Origin of the sequence: Aurantiacibacter rhizosphaerae, from assembly GCF_009807005.1 — a bacterium.
GTDB classification, from domain to species: domain Bacteria; phylum Pseudomonadota; class Alphaproteobacteria; order Sphingomonadales; family Sphingomonadaceae; genus Alteraurantiacibacter; species Alteraurantiacibacter rhizosphaerae.
Genome location: NZ_WUBR01000002.1, coordinates 748,453 through 765,638, shown reverse-complemented (window position 1 = coordinate 765,638; position 17,186 = coordinate 748,453). Strand labels below are relative to the sequence as shown.

Annotated in this window: 16 protein-coding genes; 6 read left to right on the top strand and 10 right to left on the bottom strand. The window is 61.4% G+C overall.

Features of this window, described 5'->3' with window-relative positions; genetic code table 11:
* Window positions 1–16: 16 nt before the first annotated feature.
* Both ybeY and GRF63_RS11220 read right to left on the bottom strand, forming a co-directional pair.
* Complete coding sequence (gene ybeY, locus GRF63_RS11225) at window positions 17–523, bottom strand: rRNA maturation RNase YbeY (RefSeq protein ID WP_160486072.1); 507 nt, start codon at window positions 521–523, stop codon at window positions 17–19.
* A 4-nt stretch (window positions 524–527) separates the two neighbouring features.
* Window positions 528–1,571: a PhoH family protein gene (locus tag GRF63_RS11220; RefSeq protein WP_160486071.1), complete on the bottom strand. Its 1,044-nt coding sequence runs from the start codon at window positions 1,569–1,571 to the stop codon at window positions 528–530.
* A gap of 129 nt (window positions 1,572–1,700) precedes the next feature.
* On the opposite strand from GRF63_RS11220, the gene GRF63_RS11215 reads away from it, so the two are divergent.
* Window positions 1,701–2,597, top strand: a complete 897-nt coding sequence (locus GRF63_RS11215; RefSeq protein WP_160486070.1) for a hypothetical protein — start codon at window positions 1,701–1,703, stop codon at window positions 2,595–2,597.
* Window positions 2,598–2,637: 40 nt separating this feature from the next.
* Here the strand turns inward: GRF63_RS11215 and miaB are convergent, their stop codons facing one another.
* The 8 genes from miaB to GRF63_RS11175 all read right to left on the bottom strand — a co-directional run bounded on the left by miaB (window position 2,638) and on the right by GRF63_RS11175 (window position 8,311).
* A complete protein-coding gene (gene miaB / locus GRF63_RS11210; RefSeq protein WP_160486069.1) occupies window positions 2,638–3,981 on the bottom strand; it encodes a tRNA (N6-isopentenyl adenosine(37)-C2)-methylthiotransferase MiaB in 1,344 nt (447 codons plus the stop codon).
* A 35-nt stretch (window positions 3,982–4,016) separates the two neighbouring features.
* Window positions 4,017–4,799 (bottom strand): lysophospholipid acyltransferase family protein, encoded by a 783-nt coding sequence (locus GRF63_RS11205; protein WP_337189654.1) that lies wholly within the window; start codon window positions 4,797–4,799, stop codon window positions 4,017–4,019.
* A gap of 5 nt (window positions 4,800–4,804) precedes the next feature.
* Window positions 4,805–5,233 (bottom strand): Fur family transcriptional regulator, encoded by a 429-nt coding sequence (locus tag GRF63_RS11200; protein ID WP_160486339.1) that lies wholly within the window; start codon window positions 5,231–5,233, stop codon window positions 4,805–4,807.
* A 92-nt stretch (window positions 5,234–5,325) separates the two neighbouring features.
* Entirely contained in the window at window positions 5,326–5,760 is a 435-nt protein-coding gene (locus tag GRF63_RS11195) for a Ros/MucR family transcriptional regulator (protein WP_160486068.1), read from the bottom strand.
* A 169-nt stretch (window positions 5,761–5,929) separates the two neighbouring features.
* Window positions 5,930–6,385 (bottom strand): GNAT family N-acetyltransferase, encoded by a 456-nt coding sequence (locus GRF63_RS11190; RefSeq protein ID WP_160486067.1) that lies wholly within the window; start codon window positions 6,383–6,385, stop codon window positions 5,930–5,932.
* Window positions 6,382–7,011, bottom strand: coding sequence for a tRNA (adenosine(37)-N6)-threonylcarbamoyltransferase complex dimerization subunit type 1 TsaB (gene tsaB / locus GRF63_RS11185; RefSeq protein ID WP_160486066.1), 630 nt, complete (start codon window positions 7,009–7,011; stop codon window positions 6,382–6,384). The genes GRF63_RS11190 and tsaB overlap by 4 nt, the downstream gene beginning before the upstream one ends.
* Before the next feature lie 47 nt (window positions 7,012–7,058).
* The gene (locus tag GRF63_RS11180; protein WP_160486065.1) at window positions 7,059–7,652 is read right to left on the bottom strand and encodes a malonic semialdehyde reductase; all 594 of its coding nucleotides are present in this window, start codon (window positions 7,650–7,652) and stop codon (window positions 7,059–7,061) included.
* A 77-nt stretch (window positions 7,653–7,729) separates the two neighbouring features.
* Entirely contained in the window at window positions 7,730–8,311 is a 582-nt protein-coding gene (locus GRF63_RS11175; RefSeq protein WP_160486064.1) for a NifU family protein, read from the bottom strand.
* Window positions 8,312–8,427: 116 nt separating this feature from the next.
* On the opposite strand from GRF63_RS11175, the gene GRF63_RS11170 reads away from it, so the two are divergent.
* The 5 genes from GRF63_RS11170 to egtD all read left to right on the top strand — a co-directional run bounded on the left by GRF63_RS11170 (window position 8,428) and on the right by egtD (window position 17,149).
* A complete protein-coding gene (locus GRF63_RS11170; RefSeq protein WP_160486063.1) occupies window positions 8,428–11,364 on the top strand; it encodes a M16 family metallopeptidase in 2,937 nt (978 codons plus the stop codon).
* A gap of 133 nt (window positions 11,365–11,497) precedes the next feature.
* Complete coding sequence (locus tag GRF63_RS11165) at window positions 11,498–12,877, top strand: class II 3-deoxy-7-phosphoheptulonate synthase (RefSeq protein ID WP_160486338.1); 1,380 nt, start codon at window positions 11,498–11,500, stop codon at window positions 12,875–12,877.
* A 110-nt stretch (window positions 12,878–12,987) separates the two neighbouring features.
* The gene (locus tag GRF63_RS16735) at window positions 12,988–14,796 is read left to right on the top strand and encodes a diguanylate cyclase (protein WP_160486062.1); all 1,809 of its coding nucleotides are present in this window, start codon (window positions 12,988–12,990) and stop codon (window positions 14,794–14,796) included.
* Window positions 14,797–14,900: 104 nt separating this feature from the next.
* Window positions 14,901–16,163 (top strand): ergothioneine biosynthesis protein EgtB, encoded by a 1,263-nt coding sequence (gene egtB, locus GRF63_RS11155; protein ID WP_160486061.1) that lies wholly within the window; start codon window positions 14,901–14,903, stop codon window positions 16,161–16,163.
* Window positions 16,163–17,149, top strand: a complete 987-nt coding sequence (gene egtD / locus GRF63_RS11150) for an L-histidine N(alpha)-methyltransferase (RefSeq protein ID WP_160486060.1) — start codon at window positions 16,163–16,165, stop codon at window positions 17,147–17,149. Before egtB ends, egtD begins: the two co-directional genes overlap by 1 nt.
* Window positions 17,150–17,186: the final 37 nt, after the last annotated feature.

Below are 17,186 nucleotides of genomic sequence, written 5' to 3'. Positions count from 1 at the left end.
CTGTAACTTTCTCCGTTCAGGAATTGGTGTCACTATATGGGTTGTCGATACCCAATAGTGCAAGCGCCTTAATTTCCAGTGCCTCCATTTTATCGGCATCGGCTTCTGATACTTCGTGATCATGACCGGCCAGGTGGAGAAAGCCGTGGAGGATCAGATGGGCCGCGTGATCCTGCAATGCAGCGCCCTTCGCCTCCGCCTCGCGCGCGCAGGTTTCATGGGCAAGGGCGATATCGCCCAGCATTTCGGGCGGGCCATCGTCCGGGTCCAGATGGACGAGATCGGTGCGCTCCAGCATGGGGAAGCTGAGGACATTGGTAGGTTTGTCGCGCTGGCGCCATTCACGGTTGAGTTCGTGAATGCGATCATCGCTGGTGAACAGCAGGCTGGCTACAAGGCGCGGGTTCGCCAGTTCGGGCGCCACCTGCTGCGCCGCATTGGCAACGCGCTCTGCCAACGCGTGCCACTCGCCTTGCGGCCAGTTCTCGCCAGCCCAGTCCTCGATATCGATTTCCAGTTCCACGGGATCAGGCGGCGTTGTCGCCCTCGTAAGCGGCCACGATGCGCCCGACGATGGGGTGACGCACAACGTCTGCCGTGGTGAAGCGGGTAACGCCGATGCCTTCCAGCCCTTCAACGCGCTCCACCGCATCGGCCAGCCCGCTCATCTTGTCGCCGCCGGGAATATCCACCTGGCGCGGATCGCCGCACACCACCATGCGGCTGTTCTGGCCAAAGCGGGTGAGGAACATCTTCATCTGTTCCTTCGTGGTGTTCTGCGCCTCGTCCAGGATCACGAAGGCATCGGCGAGCGTGCGCCCGCGCATGAAGGCGATGGGGGCGATTTCTATCTCTCCGCTGGCAATGCGGCGGTCCACCTGTTCGGGCGGCATGCAATCATACAGTGCATCGTAAAGCGGGCGAAGATAGGGATCGACCTTCTCCTTCATGTCACCCGGCAGGAAGCCCAGCCGTTCGCCTGCCTCCACCGCGGGGCGTGACAGGATCAGGCGCTGCACGCTGCCGGTGATCAACTGGCTTACGGCCTGCGCGACGGCCAGATAGGTCTTGCCCGTTCCTGCCGGACCCAGCGCGAAAATCAGTTCCCGGCTGGCCAGCAGGTGCATGTAATCGGCCTGCGTTGCGCTGCGCGGGCTGATGGTTTTCTTGCGGGTGCGGATCATGATGGGCGGCACCTTGGCATCGCCTGTGATGATCCCTTCCAGCGTGGGTTCGTCCGACATGGAGATCAGCGCATCGATGGCGCCTGCATCCATATCTTCCCCGGTCAGCAGTTTTTCATGCAATTTCATCAGCACATCGCGCGCGCGGGCGACCTGATCCTGCGTGCCTTCGATGGAGATGGTATCCCCGCGGGCCGCGATGAACACGCCCAGCCGGTTTTCTATCTGCACAAGGTTGGCATCGAATTGTCCGAACAACGCACCAAGCACGGCCTGATCGTCGAACGAAACCTCTACCCGAGCGCGCCGTGAGGCATCGCGTCGCTGTTCGGGATGGGCGATCGTGGCGGCATGATTGCCGTCATCACGGTGTGGTTTGCGGGCCATGCGAGCTTGGGCGTTTCCTTTCGCGGCTGGTATTGGGAAGATAAGCCTCGAACGCCGCGTGGCAAGCCACAGGGTGCAAGATGACGGTGGAAATTGGCATTTAGGCGCAACACGATATAGTCTGACGCCATGGATTTACGCCGATCCTTTGCCGCAATCGCGCTGTGCACCGCCGTGCCATTCACGCCCGCACAGGCGCAGGATGGGGCGCAGGATGCGCCCGAAGGCAGAGACATCGTGGTTAGCGGCGATCTGCCGGATGATTCCGATGTGCGCGAGACGGTGCATGCGATCATGCGCGAACGGGGCAGCACACAGCCGCTGGTCCGCTTTCTGGACCCGCTGTGCCTGCACGTTACCGGCATGGCATCGCGCGCCAATGCCTTCGTGCGCGAAAGGGTGCTGGCCAATGCGCGCGAGGCGGGCCTTGATGTGGAAGAGGGCAAATGCCGCGCGAATGCCGTCATCTTCGTGGTGGCTGATGCGGCGGACCTGATCGGCCTGCTGGAAGAACAGCAGCCCGGCCTCCTGCAACCCGATAATCGCACCCGCGTAAAGGCAGAGGCGCGGCGCGGCGATCCGGTGGTGGCTTGGCACAATCTGGAGGATCGTTCTCAGCAGGGCGGCAGGATGGCGCACAGTTCCACCGTGCCGGGCGCAGCCGGGGCAAGCCCGCTCTATGTCGGTGTCAGGGTGAATAGCCACGGCCGACCGGGGCGCACCTCGCCAAGCCACAGCAGGGCGGTGGTGAGCGGGGCAGTGGTGATGGAAACCGATTGGCTGGTGGGAATGGATCTGGAACGCGTCAGCGATTTTGCCACCATGCGACTGCTGGCGCCGGGCATGATGCCGGATGATTTCGTGTTCGATGTTCCACCATCCGTCACATCACCGTTCATGGCCGGGGAGGGCGAGGAGGAGATGACACGTTTCGATCGCGCCTATCTGCGCGCGCTATATGGCCTCAGCCCCGATGCATCGGCACGCAGCCTGCCTGCCGCAGTGGTGCGCGCCTATATGGATTAGCGCGGCAACTGCGAATTGCCTCAGGCCGCGTCAGGCCACCTCAGGCCGTGGCAGTTTCCAGCACGCGCCCTTCAAGCGAGCTTGGCCCGGCATGAACCAGTTCGGCCCGAACCATGTCGCCGATCTGCAGGTCGCTGTCGAAGAAGACAGATTGCAGCCAGGGTGATTTGCCCAGCATCTGCCCCGCGCGGCGGCCCTTGCGTTCGATCAGTACATCGCAGGTCTTGCCAACGCTGGCCTTGTTGAAGGCATATTGATCGCGGCCAAGATGCGCCTGCAAACGTTGCAGCCGTTCGTCCATCACCTCGCGCGGGACCTGCCCATCCATGGTGGCGGCGGGCGTGCCGGGGCGGGGCGAGTATTTGAAGCTGAAGGCAGCGGCATAGCCCACCGCGTCCACGATATTCAGCGTCTCCTGGAATTCGTCCTCGGTCTCTCCGGGAAAGCCGACGATGAAATCGCCGCTCAGCGCGATATCGGGGCGAACCTGGCGAAAGCGTTCCAGCAGTTTCAGATAGCTTTCTGCCGTGTGGCTGCGGTTCATGGCTTTCAGCACGCGGTCCGATCCACTCTGCACGGGCAGGTGCAGATAGGGCATCAGCTTGTCGATCTCGCCATGCGCGGCGATCAGGCCGTCGGTCATGTCGTTGGGATGGCTGGTGGTGTAGCGGATGCGGTGCAGGTCCGGCAGCTTGGCCAGTTCCCGGATCAATCCGTCCAGGCCCACGGCATGGCCCTTCGCATTCTCACCGGTCCATGCATTCACATTCTGGCCCAGCAGGGTGATTTCGCGGGCGCCGGCTTCCACCAGTTTTGCAGCCTCATCCACCAACTGGCTGAACGGGCGAGAGATTTCCGCACCGCGGGTGTAGGGCACCACGCAATAGGTGCAGAACTTGTCGCACCCTTCCTGCACCGTCAGGAACGCGGTTGGCGCAACCTTGCGCCGCTTTGGCAGGGCTGAAAACTTGGCGTCCTCGGGCATGTCGGTATCGGTAGAGCGCTCGCCCTTCACGGCGCGGTCCAGCATGTCTCCCAGCCGGTGATAGGCCTGCGGGCCCACAACCATGCCGACCGCCGGTGCGCGGGCCATGATCTCCTCACCTTCGGCCTGGGCTACGCAGCCCGCCACGGCGATTATCGGGTCCTTGCCCACCTTCTTGCCGGCCTTTTGCAGGCGCCCGATATCGGAATAGACCTTCTCGGTCGCCTTTTCGCGGATGTGGCAGGTGTTCAGCACCACAAGATCCGCCTCCTCGCCATCGGCGGCGGGGGCGATGCCCTTGGCTTCCAGCAATTCGGCCATGCGTTCGCCATCATAGACGTTCATCTGGCAGCCGAAGCTCTTGACCCTGTAGGTCTTGGGATTGTCAGTCGGTTTCATGAGGCCTGCGCCTTTAGTCGAAACGGGCGGGCGGTTCAATTGCTGCCGGTGCGTGCAGCCTTGATCGCGTATTCCACGGCGTCGTGCGCCGCTGCCGTCATGGTCTTGCGGTTCGCCAGCGCATCACCCTGCAGCGGCGGCAGGAAATGCACATCCAGCCGCACCGGACGCAGGCGGGCAAGGATGCGCTTGAAATTGTCGAGCCCCGGCTCCGCGCCCACCCAGCTCACGTCTGGAGCATCGCGATAGATCAGCGCCACCGGCTGCACCACGGCGTCTTCGGGCAAAGGCTCCAGCGCGCCCAGCAGGCTGGATTTGAAGGGCAGGATATCCGTGCCATCGCTGGTGGTGCCTTCGGGAAACAGGGTCAGCGTGGCGCCGTGATCCATCGCTTCGCGAATCTGGTCGGCCTGGCGGCTGACATCGGATCGCTTGTGCCGGGCGATGAAGACCGTGTCGTTCATGCTGCACAGCCACTTCAGGAATTTGAACTGAGCCAGCCCGTCATGCGCGATGAAGGCGGAATTGGCCGCGTGAGATAGCGCGGTGATATCCAGCCAGCTGACATGGTTCGACAGCAAGAGAGCACCCGGAACGCGGGTGCCGTGGCGGCTTAGCGAAAGGCCCGCGACAGCGCCGATGCCGGAAAGGAAAATGCGCGGCCACAGGCGGTTCAGGCCCAGCAATCGCCAAAGGTAATGCAGCGGCACACACACCAGCAACAGTGCCAGCATCAGCAGCAACCGAAACGCCACCAGCACATATGCCAGGGGATTGATGGGCCGGTGCCGGTCCTCACTGGCCACGGCCTTTGCCACCTGCGCTATCCCTTTTCTTCGCGGTCGATACGCACGGCGTAAAGCTCCATGCGATGATCGACCAGGCGATACCCCAGTTTCTCTGCGATCTGTTTTTGCAGGGCTTCCAGTTCAGGGTCGACGAATTCCACGACCTTGCCCGTTTCAACGTCGATCAGGTGATCGTGATGCGCTTCGGGCGCGGCCTCGTATCGGGCGCGGCCATCGCCGAAATCGTGGCGATCCAGGATGCCGGCCTCCTCGAACAGGCGCACGGTGCGATAGACGGTGGCGATGGAAATCTTCGGGTCTACCGCGCTGGCGCGTTCGTGCACCTTCTCCACATCGGGGTGGTCCGTGCTTTCCGACAGCACCTTTGCGATGACGCGGCGCTGATCGGTAATGCGCAGGCCGCGCTCGGCACAAAGGGCTTCAAGGTCGATCTGCTGGTGCAAGGCTTTTCCCGACATAAAAATGAAAACGCCCCGCGACCTTAAAGGTCCGGGGCGCATCACTCAAGCACGGCAAAAAAGCCGTCTACAGTCTGTTAGCTGGCCTTCTTGCGACCGCGCTTCTGGCCGGGCTTGCGGCCAAGGCCGATCTTCTTGGCCAGTTCACGGCGCTTTTCAGCGTAATCGGGCGCAACCATCGGGTAATCGGCGGGCAGATTCCAGCGTTCGCGATAGTCTTCGGGGGTCATGCCGTGATCGGTCATCAGGTGACGCTTCAGCATCTTCATCTTCTTGCCATCTTCCAGGCAGACGAGATGATCGTTCTTCACAGAAGCACGAACCGATACGGCGGGTTCGGGTCGATCTTCAACGGCTTCTTCTGTCCCGAGAGTGGCCAGAGCGCCATAAACATTTTGTATGAGGGAAGGCAGTGTTTCGCCGTCAACATTGCTGTTGGCGACATGGGCGGTCACGATATCTGCTGTGAGGGTGATCAGCATTTCGTTCGCGCCGGTTTCTATATTATCCATTTGTACCTCTGATTTTGTAGACCCGTTATAAACCGCCCTCTTTTCGGAGCAGTTAAGTAGCATTTACGCGATCAAACGCTATTCACAAGGGTTTCAGTAGTGAGGCTGGCAAAAAACTTTGGGTGGAATAGTTAACTTTATTCTCAATGGCCGGAAATTACGAAATTCTTCAAATATCTTTCGCAAAAGTAGTCGCATCCAAAGGACCGCCCACAGCACCGCGGTAATATCCTTTGCGATGCCCGATCTTCTCAAAGCCGAATCGACGGTATAAATGTTCTGCGGGATTTCCGTCGCGCATTTCCAGAAACATTCGTGAAACGGATCTTGCGCGCGCCCGCTCTATAACCTCTGCCAGCAGTTGTTTGCCAACGCCCATGCCGCGCGACGATGGCAATACGGCGATCAGCAGCAGTTCTTCTTCATCCAGTACTTGCCGTGTAAGTGAAAAGCCGGTGACCTGATCAAGATTCACATCCTGCGTTCCATCAGGATCGATCAGGGTGAAATGAACATTGGGCAGGGCGAGCGAGTCCGAAACCTGGCGGCGGTTCCAAGCCTCTGAATAACGGGAATCGAAGGACTGCTCCATCACGGCGATGATTGCATCAAGGGCATCCGTCATGCGCGGGGCTGCCGTGGCTGCGGAATCTTTGCGTCCGGGCCGCGCCCGTAGATGGGCGTCAGGTCTGGTGTGAGTTTGCTGTCATGCAGAAGATAGGCGTAATTGGCGTCGGGCACTAGATCCAGCGCCAGGCGACCATCGCCCAGCATGTCTGCCAGCGCCTGCGCCCTGTTGCCCACGATAACGCCGTGCCTTGCAGCTTTCGCCGCTGCCTCAGGTGGCAGGGACTGCACATCATCCTGCGCGCTGCCATCTGCGGCAAAATTCTGGATGAAAAACTCGCCGTGGCCGCCGTTCATGCAAACCGTCACCGCGCGCGGAGTTGGTTGCCAGCTGCGCGCGGCCAGCAATTGTAGGGTGGGATAGCCCAGCACCTCTGCACCCCAGGCAAGGCCCAGTGCGCGCGCGGCGGCAAGGCCGATGCGAACGCCGGTGAAGCTGCCGGGGCCAAGCGATACCAGGATGCGATCCGCGCGGCCATGGTCCGGCAATTCGGCAATCATCGGCACCAGCCGTTCGGCATGGCCGCGGCCCAGCGTCTCGCTACGGCCATCCAGCAGCCTCGTTCCTTCGAACAAGGCTGCCGAACACGCCTCTGTCGCACAATCTATTGCCAATACCCTCACGGATTTTCGCCTAATAGGGTTGGGCAATCAGATCAATGTCGGACGAACTAGATCAGCTGGTTGAATTTATCGAAATCGGGGCGCGGGCTGCGATCGAAGATCGTGCTCTTGTCACCGTAACCGATCGAGCACAGCCAGTCGGCGCGATACTGCGGCTGGTCGGCGAAGAATTCCTTCGTGGTTGCCTCTGCATCAAAGCCCGACATCGGACCGCAATCCAGGCCCAGCGAGCGGGCGGCGATCATCAGATAGGCACCTTGCAGCACCGAATTGCGCATGGCGCTTTCCTTGCGGCCTTCCTCGTCCCCTTCGAACCAGCTTTTCGCGTCCGTATGGGGGAACAGCCAAGGCAGATGCTCGTGGAAATCGATGTCATAGCCGATAATAACGCATACAGGCGCAGTCAGCACCTTGTCGCGGTTGTCATCGCTGACGCAATCGGCCAGCCGTTTCTTCGATTCTTCCGATTTGCACCAGACGAAGCGGCCCGGCTGCTGGTTGGCCGAGGTCGGCCCCATTTTCAGAAGTTCGTAGATTGCATGGATCTGCTGATCGGAAACCTCCTTGTCATGCCACCCGTTGAAGCTGCGCGCTTCGCGGAAGATCAGGTCAAGGTCGGCGTCGGATAGTTCGTCGGTCATGAAAGGATTTGTCTCCGAAAGATAGGGTTCCACCTGCCAACGCGGCAGGTGGCCAATCGTTCACAAGACGGGAAAAATCAGGCCGCGCGCACTTCCTGCACTTCGGGCACGTAGTGCTTCAGCAAGCCTTCGATCCCGTGCTTCAGCGTGGCGGAAGAGCTGGGGCAGCCCGAACAGGCGCCCTGCATCTGCAGATAGACCACGCCGGAACGGAAGCCGCGATAGCGGATATCGCCGCCATCATTGGCCACGGCGGGGCGCACGCGGGTTTCGATCAATTCCTTGATCTGCTCCACGATTTCCTCTGTCCCCTCGTCATCGCCAAGATCGGCATCGTCAGCGTCTGCCGGAACGGAGATGGCGCTTGCATCGCCACCGGTGAACAGCGGCGCTTCTGACACGAAATGATCCAGCAGCACGGCCACGATCTGCGGCTTCAGGTCTGGCCAAGCGACGCCGGGTGCGGCGGTGACGGACACGAAATCGCTGCCGAAGAAAACCCCGGTCACTTCGCCTGTATCGAACAGCGCCTGCGCCAGCGGGCTGGCCTCCGCCTCCTCCGGCGATGCGAAATCGCGTGTGCCGGACGGCATCACCTGCTTTCCGGGCAGGAATTTCAGCGTGGAGGGATTGGGCGTGGTTTCGGTTTCAATGAACATGCATCAAATGTAGGTGACCCAAGGCCGCGCGGCAAGGTGGCGAAACTGTTGTCGCCGCAAGGCTTTCTACACTGCCATTCACGCTTGCTTCATAGCTTGCTGGCCTAAGAGGTAACATGACATCACTCTCGCGCGCCGCACGCGCCACTCGCGCTCTTCTCCCGTTTCTCATCCTCCTGCCGGTTCCTGCACTGGCGCAGTCGCCACTGGCCTGCACCATTGCCGCCACGGCGGAGGACGCGCCGCAATATGCGCAGCCGGACGATCCGTGGATCTATCGCGGCACCGATATTCCCGTGGACGAGCAGTGGCTGTTCGGTGAGTTGCCCAATGGCGTGAAATACGCGGTGCGCAAGAACGGTGTTCCGCCCTGTCAGATGAGCCTGCGCGTGGCCATCGATGCAGGCTCCATTTACGAGACCGATGCAGAGCGCGGCTTTGCCCATTTGCTGGAACACATGGTGTTTCGCGAATCGGTTTATTTCGGCCCCGGTGAGGCGATCCCGCATTTTCAGCGCCAGGGTGCGGCCCTGGGGTATGATACCAATGCCAGCACCAGCCCCACGCAAACGGTCTACAAGCTGGACCTGCCCAACGCCACTCGCGCCAGCATCAATGAAAGCGTGCGGCTGTTCACCGGCATGGTGACGCAGCCCATCATCTCCGATGAGAACGTGGCGACGGACGTGCCCATCGTGTTGTCCGAACGGCGCGAACAGGCCGGCCCCGCGCGCCGCGTTCAGGAAGCCACGACGCAAACCTTCTTTGCCGGACAACGCCTTGCCAACCGCAACCCCATCGGCACGGTGGAAACGCTGGAAGGCGCGACGGCCGAAACGGTGCAGGCCTTTCATGAGCGCTGGTATCGCCCGGAAAACGCCACCGTCGTACTGGTTGGCGATGCCGATGTGCGTGTGCTGGCCAGCATCGTGGAGGCGAACTTCGCCGATTGGGAAGGCGAGGGGCCTGTCGCGCCCGCGCCCGATTTTGGCGATCCGGTAGCCCCGGCAGGTGCCGACCCCGCCAATCCCGTGGGCGAGGTGAAGGTTATCGTCGAACCCGGCCAGACCCGCGCGTTGACCTTTGCTATCATGCGCCCGTGGGTGCAGGTGGTGGACAATCTTGAATACAACCGCCGCAACCTGCTGGTGCAGGTGGCAGGCGCCATCGTGAACCGTCGCCTGGAAACCAGCGCGCGCGCCGGGGCCAGTTTCCTAGCTGCCAATGTTGGCAGGCAAAAGATCAACCGCACGGTGGATGGCACCTTCGTTGCCATCACACCCATCGGTGAAAACTGGGAAGCGGCGCTGGCCGATGTGCGCGGCGTGATTGCCGATGCGCTCAGCCATCCGCCAAGCCAGGTGGAGATCGATCAGGCCGTCTCGCAATTCGATGTCGCCTTCGTCGATCAGGTGGAGCAATCGCGCATCCAGGCCGGCTCGCAGCTGGCAGACCAGATCGTGCAGGCCGTGGATATCCGCGAAGCCGTGGCCAGCCCGGAAACTTTCCTCGAGGTGTTCCGATCCATCAGTGAACGCTTCACGCCGGAGCAGGTGCTGGAAGCGACGCAGGAAATGTTCGATGGCGAAGTGATCCGGGCGATCATGCTGACGCCCGATCCCATGGGCGATGATGAGGCAGACCTGCGCGCCGCGCTTCAACAGCCCGCCGTCGCCAGCACCACCGCGCGCGAGAGCGGCGAAGCCATCAATTTCGCCGATCTGCCCCCCGTGGGTGAGCCCGCTCTGCCAAATCTGCGTGAACCGCTGGGTATTCTGGATGTAGAGCGGCTGACCTTCGACAACGGCGTGCAGGCCTTGCTGTACAGCGGCGATAACGAGCCGGGCCGGGTCACCGTGCGCGTCACCTTTGGTGCAGGCTGGCGCGGATTTGATGGTGATGAGGCCGTGTATGCCTATCTTGCCCCGATGGCGCTGATCAATTCCGGCGTCGGCACGCTGGACCAGAACGATCTGGACCGTGCCGCCGCGGGCAGCAAGCTGGGCTTCGATTTCGCGATCGACGATGGCGCCTTCGTGTTCGAAGGCCGCACGCGCAAGGAAGACCTTGCCGCGCAATTGTATCTGTTTGCGGAAAAATTGCAGAACCCCGGCTGGGATCCGGCTCCGTTCGAGCGGGCAAAGGCCAGCGTGCTGCTGGGTTACGATTCCTACAATCGTGATCCCAATGGCGTGCTGAACCGCGATCTGGACTGGCTGCTGCGCAATCGCGATCCGCGTTTTGCAACGCCTTCGCCCGAACAGATCGAAGCTGCCACCGCAGAAGGCTTCCGCCGCACATGGTCCCGCCTGCTGTCGCAAGGCCAGGTGGAAGTGGCCGTGTTCGGCGATATCGACCGGGAACAGACGGTGGAGGCATTGTCACGCACGTTCGGCGCGATCGATCCCCGAATGCCTTTGACGCCCGATGTCGCCAATCGCCCGCTGGAATTCCCCGAAATCGGCAGTGGGCCTGTGCGTCTGACGCATGAAGGCGATGCCGATCAGGCCGCCGCCGTCATCGCATGGCCCACCGCTGGCGGGTCTGCCGGATTGGTGCAAAGTCGCAAGCTGGATCTGCTGGCCCAGATCTTCTCGATCCGCCTGATGGACGGTTTGCGAGAACGCGCAGGCGCAGCCTATTCGCCTTTCGTCACCTCCACCTGGCCATTGGATGGCGATACCGGCGGAATGATCTTCGCATTGGTGCAGCTTGATCCCTCGCTTGTGCCCGCTTTTTATGATGAGGCGGAAGCGATTGCCGCCGATCTGGCCGAGAATGGCCCCACGGCGGATGAGTTGGCCCGCGTGGTGGAACCTGTTCGTCTGCGGATAGAGCGTTCCTCCACCGGCCATACCTTCTGGCTGAATCAGTTGCAGGGATCGTCACTCGATCGCAATCGGGCGTTCTACCTGCAATCGCTGTACAGCGATTATGCCGATGCCACACCGGCAGAGATGCAGGCAGTGGCGCAGCGCTATCTCTCTGCGCGTCCGGGGCTGCGCATCTCCGTGATGCCGGATGAGCAGGCTTCTGCCGCTGGCGGCAGATAGGCATCGATCAGAGTCAGGACCGTTGCGTAAGTAACCTTTGCGCGGGGGAGGGTGCCTCTGTATGAGGCGGGCTTCCCCGACATTGTCAATGTATGGCCCGCTGGGGATCGGGCGCGCTTGAATGAGATCTGACGTGGCACACAACTGGACACCCGAAAGCTGGAAGCAGGACCGTTTCACCGCGAAGCACCTGCCGCAGTATGAAGACGCCGCCGCCCTGGGCGAGGCGGAGAAAACGCTGGCCGGGTTCCCGCCATTGGTGTTTGCCGGTGAAGCGCGCAAGCTGAAGGCGGACCTGGCGCAGGTTGCCGCGGGTGAGGCCTTCCTGCTGCAGGGCGGCGATTGTGCCGAAAGCTTTGCCGAATTCCACCCGGACAATATCCGCGATACCTTCCGCGTGATCCTGCAGATGGCGGCGGTGCTGACCTTCGCCAGCAAGATGCCCGTGGTGAAGGTGGGCCGCATGGCCGGGCAGTTCGCCAAGCCGCGCAGCTCCGATACGGAGACCAAGGATGGCGTCACGCTGCCCAGCTATTTCGGTGACAATGTCAACGGGATCGAATTTTCTCCTGAATCGCGCACCAATGATCCGCAGCGCATGCTGCGCGCCTATTCGCAGGCCGCGGCCACGCTGAACCTGCTGCGCGCCTTCGCTGGCGGCGGCTATGCCAATTTGCGGCAGGTGCACCAGTGGACGCTGGATTTCATGAGCCGCAGCCCGTTTGCCAGCGAGTTCAAGCTGATTGCCGACCGGATCGGTGAAGCGCTGGACTTCATCGAGGCATGCGGCGTCGACATCGAAGATCAGCAGCAGCTGAAATCCGCCGATTTCTACACCAGCCACGAAGCCCTGCTGCTGCCGTACGAACAGGCGATGACGCGGCAGGATTCGCTGACCGGCGACTGGTACGATACCTCCGCCCACATGCTGTGGATCGGCGATCGCACCCGCTTCATGGACAGCGCGCATGTGGAATTCCTGCGCGGGGTGAAAAATCCCATCGGCGTGAAATGCGGCCCCTCGCTGGAGCCGGATGCGCTGATCGAAATGCTGGATGTGCTGAACCCGGCGCGTGAAGCCGGTCGTATCACGCTGATCAGCCGGTTTGGCGCGGGCAAGGTGGAAGAAGGTCTGCCGCCACTGGTGCGCGCCATTCAGCGCGAAGGGCACTCTGTTGTCTGGAGCTGTGACCCCATGCACGGCAACGTCATCAAGGCCGATAGCGGGTACAAGACCCGGCCGTTCGATCGCATCCTTGCCGAAGTGCGCGGCTTCTTCGCGGTGCACCGTGCAGAGGGCACCCACGCCGGCGGCATCCATGTGGAAATGACTGGGCAGGACGTGACCGAATGCACCGGCGGTTCGGTGGCCATCACCGATGCCGGCCTTGCAGATCGCTATCACACCCATTGCGACCCACGCCTCAACGCGGCGCAATCGCTGGAACTAGCGTTTCTGCTGGCCGAAATGCTGAACCTGGAACTCAGCGAAGCGCGAAAGAACGCCGCCTGATAGGCAAATATTCGGGCGGTTCGACCTAAGTCGGAATGCCTAGGTTCGCTTCACCAGACGCCTAATCAATCACGGTTACTTCTCTTGAAAGGAATTCAAGGGGAGTAACCGTGCGCGTCTGGCGCGACGTTAGAGAGCCACTGTTTGCAGGCGTGCTGTGGTCGGCTCTGGCACTGGCCTGCGTTGCCTTGCGCGATGGGCTGGGCGCGGCGCTGCTCATTTGGTTGCCGTCCGGCGTGGCGGTTGCGGCCTTTCATTCCGTTCCTGTCAATCGGTGGCCGTTGCTGGCGGCGGTGATGTATCCGATACAGGCCGTCACGGTATGGTGGATAAGCGGCTCCGTTCAGCAGGCTGTGGTCTACTCCTTCGCCACCCTGTTGCAATCCGTGATTGCCGCGCAGCTTGGCTACATGGCGCTTGGCGGACGGCACGAAATTCCGCGCAGGTTCGGGCAGGTGGCAGGATTGTTTGCCGCGGCGTTGCTTGGATCGTTGGCAGGCGCAGTGGTGGCGATCCCGTTTCGCCCGGTGCAGTCGCTTGATGAATTCATGTGGTGGTTCTTCGCCAATGTGCTGGCGATCCAGACACTTGTTCCGATCATGCTGGTTATAAGGATGAACCTGGGCAAGCGGGGGCTGGTGCAATTCCTCGCATTCGCGCGCAAGATCCGCCCGTTCATGCTGGGCACCGCCATATTTACGATCGTCGCCCTGCAGGTAAGCGAGATCGTGCTGATGCCGCTGATGTTCGCGCTGATCGTGCTGGCAACGGTGCGCTACGGCCAGATCGCCAGCCTACTGGTGGTGCTGATGTATGTGGCCATCGCCACGATCATCAGCATCCTGCAAGAAACGCCCACGCCATCCATTCAGGCTTCCGCGGCAGAAGGCACGCTTATCCTGCAAAGCTGGCTGCTGGCCATGCTGGCCACAGTGCTGCCGATTGCCGCAATGTTGCTGAAACGACGCGAATTGCAGCGCGAATTGGTGAAGCGCAACGAGGAGATGCACAACAGCCTGATCATGTTCACCCTGGCAGAGGATACCGCCAACATGGGCCGGTGGTATCTCAATCTGCGAACAGGAGAGCAGGACTGGTCCCCCAATATGCTGGAGATGAACGGTCTCTCCCGCTCGCTGGCGCCGGACCCCGGCGATGTGACCAACCGCCTGCCTGATGGGGGGGAGGAACTGTTCCGCCAGATCGCCGCCAATCGCCGCAACACCGAACCCTATAGCTTCACCTATCGGATCAAGCCGATCAACCAGCTGGAGCGTATCCTCCGTATCGCCATTCGCAATGAATTCGATGACGAGGGCCAGCGCTTTGCCGTGCTGGGCGTGGCGCTGGACGTGACGGAGCAGGTCCGCCGGGAAGAGGCGCTGGAACTGGCGCGGGGGCGGGCGATGCAATTGGCCTCCGAAGCGCAGAAACTGGCCAACACCGATCCGCTGACGCAGCTGCCAAATCGCCGCTGCACCTTCGATCGGCTGGAATCCATGATCGTGATGGCAGAAGATGGCGGCACTCCACTCAGCGTGATCCTGTTCGATGTGGATCACTTCAAGGCGGTGAACGATGGATATGGTCACCAGGTGGGCGATGCCGTGCTGCAGGAAATGGCAGACCTCGCGCGCAAGCAGGTGCGGCAGGGCGATATCGTGGGCAGGATCGGCGGGGAGGAGTTCGTGTGGCTGGTGCCGGGCGCACAAAGCAAGGTTGCGCGCCAATTGGCAGAACGCCTTCGTGAATGCGTGGAGGAAGGCACGTCCGCTTCGTCCCTGCCCAAGGTTACGATCAGCGTGGGCCTGGCGCATTTCCGTTCCGGCGACACCGGGCAAAGCCTGATGGCCCGCGCGGATGCCGCGCTTTATGCAGCGAAGGACAATGGCCGAAATCAGGTGAAACGCGCCGCCTGATGCGTGCAAACTTAACATTTGCAGAAACTTTAAGCCTTTAATTCGGAAACCCTATCGTTCATTCAAGCGTAGCATGCAGGACAATTGACGACGGGAGAGGGCCTTTGCCCCAAGCAAGTACCCGCCAGGATGAAGCGCATTCCACGCCATCTCTAGCCGAACGTTTCAAGGCCACGCGCCACCTGACCGAAGCCCTGCTTCAGCCGTTGAGCGAGGCTGACGCGACCATCCAGTCGATGGAGGATGCATCGCCTGCAAAGTGGCACGCGGCGCACACTACCTGGTTCTGGGAAACATTCCTGCTGCGCGATCACCTGCCCGATTATCGCCTGTTTCACGAGAAATTCCCCTTCCTGTTCAATTCCTATTACGAAACGGAGGGAGAGCGCATTTCGCGCGGGCAGCGCGGCCTGATCACGCGGCCCACGCTGGCAGAGGTGCTGGAATGGCGCGCCCATGTGAACGCCGCGATGGAGCCCTTGCTGGAGGACGGCGATCTTGCCGATCTGATCGCGCTGGGCGTTGCGCATGAACAGCAGCACATCGAATTGCTGCTGACCGATATCAAACATGCCCTGTCGAAAAACCCGCTTGGCCCGGCCATGTGGGAGACGCCGACGAAAGCCGTAGCAGCGCAGCAGGACGGCTGGATAGAACATCCCGGCGGCATCGCGCGCGTGGGCCACCAGTCGGATGGCTTTTCTTTCGATAACGAAGGGCCGGTGCACCGCGTACTGATGGAGCCCTTCGCGCTTTCGCGGCGGCTGGTGACCAATGGCGAATGGGCGCAGTTCATCGCTGATGGCGGCTATAAGGACCATCGCCTGTGGCTGTCAGACGCATGGGCCTGGCTGGACCGCCGCAACATTTCCGCGCCGCTGTACTGGCGCGATGACGAGCATTTTACCCACACCGGCTGGCAGAAGCGTGATCCCGATGCGCCTGTTGCTCACATCTCCTATTACGAGGCAGATGCCTTCGCCACCTGGGCCGGATGCCGCCTGCCGTCTGAATTCGAGTGGGAAGCCGTGGCGCGCGGTCAGGACAAGGCCGAAAGCCAGCAGCGTTTCGATGCGAGCGCCGGTAACCAGCTGGATCAGGCTGCACCCCCTGCGCCCGTGGGCACGGCAGAGCTGTTTGGCGACGTGTGGCAATTCACCCGATCCGCCTATCTGCCATACCCGCGGTTTCAGCCTGCGCCGGGTGCAGTGGGCGAATACAATGGCAAGTTCATGGCGGGGCAGTGGGTGCTGAAAGGCGCCAGCTGCGCCACGGTGCGCGGCCATTCGCGCGCCAGCTATCGCAACTTTTTCTATCCGCAGCAGCGCTGGCAATTCACCGGCCTGAGGCTGGCAAAGGACGTTTGATGTCACAAAACGAGGGGATACAGCTCGTCAACCTTGACGAGAGCGGGGTGGATATCGCCTTCCGCGAGGATGTGTTGGCAGGACTTTCGCAATCGCAAAAGGCGCTTCCCGCACGCTGGCTTTATGATGATGCCGGCTCGCAATTATTCGAAGATATCACCCAGGTGGAGGAATATTACCCGACCCGCTGCGAGACCGAAATCCTTAGCAGCCGCGGCGCTGAATTTGCCGAGCAGATCGGCAAGGGGCGCGCGGTGGTGGAGTTCGGCTCAGGCTCCTCCGTCAAGACGCCGCTATTGCTGAATGCGATCGAACCCGGTGCCTATGTGCCGCTGGATATCGCGGGCGATTTCCTGCGCGCCGCCGCGGCGGAGCTTTCGGCCAAATTTCCCGGCCTGCCGGTCTACCCGGTGGAGGCTGACTTCATGAAGCGCGTCGAATTGCCCGATGCGGTGAAATCCAAGCCCAAGCTTGGCTTCTTTCCCGGCTCCACCATCGGCAACATGGTGCCGCGCACATCTGTCGACCTGCTGCGCTCCATGCGCGAAACGCTGGGCGATAATGCAAAGCTGCTGATCGGGATGGACCTGATCAAGGATACAGAGGTGCTGGAAGCTGCCTATGACGATGCGGCGGGTGTGACGGCGCAGTTCAACCTGAATCTTCTGCGCCGCATCAATAGGGAGCTGGACGGCACCATCCCGGTGGAGCAATTCCATCACGAGGCGCGCTGGAACGATACCTTCGCGCGCATTGAAATGCATGCCGTGGCCGATGCGGATATGGAATTCAGCGTGGCGGACAGGCCCTTTGCCATGCAGGCCGGTGAAACGATCCACACGGAAAACAGCCACAAGTTCGACGTGCGCAGTTCCAACACCCTGCTGCTGGCCGGGCACTGGACGCCGTGCGCCCGCTGGACCGATGCGCAGGGGCGCTTCTCCGTTATCCTGGCCGAGGCAACCATCGCGCGCGCTGCGCCGTAAGTTGCGTCTTCGCATATTCATGTAACTTCGCCTATAT

Excerpts from the sequence above, each read along its gene's own strand:
- GRF63_RS11220 (WP_160486071.1), bottom strand. The coding sequence starts at position 1,571 with ATGGCCCGCAAACCACACCGTGATGACGGCAATCATGCCGCCACGATC.
- GRF63_RS11215 (WP_160486070.1), top strand. The coding sequence starts at position 1,701 with ATGGATTTACGCCGATCCTTTGCCGCAATCGCGCTGTGCACCGCCGTG.
- miaB (WP_160486069.1), bottom strand. The coding sequence starts at position 3,981 with ATGAAACCGACTGACAATCCCAAGACCTACAGGGTCAAGAGCTTCGGC.
- GRF63_RS11195 (WP_160486068.1), bottom strand. The coding sequence starts at position 5,760 with ATGGATAATATAGAAACCGGCGCGAACGAAATGCTGATCACCCTCACA.
- GRF63_RS11190 (WP_160486067.1), bottom strand. The coding sequence starts at position 6,385 with ATGACGGATGCCCTTGATGCAATCATCGCCGTGATGGAGCAGTCCTTC.
- GRF63_RS11180 (WP_160486065.1), bottom strand. The coding sequence starts at position 7,652 with ATGACCGACGAACTATCCGACGCCGACCTTGACCTGATCTTCCGCGAA.
- GRF63_RS11175 (WP_160486064.1), bottom strand. The coding sequence starts at position 8,311 with ATGTTCATTGAAACCGAAACCACGCCCAATCCCTCCACGCTGAAATTC.
- GRF63_RS11170 (WP_160486063.1), top strand. The coding sequence starts at position 8,428 with ATGACATCACTCTCGCGCGCCGCACGCGCCACTCGCGCTCTTCTCCCG.
- egtD (WP_160486060.1), top strand. The coding sequence starts at position 16,163 with ATGTCACAAAACGAGGGGATACAGCTCGTCAACCTTGACGAGAGCGGG.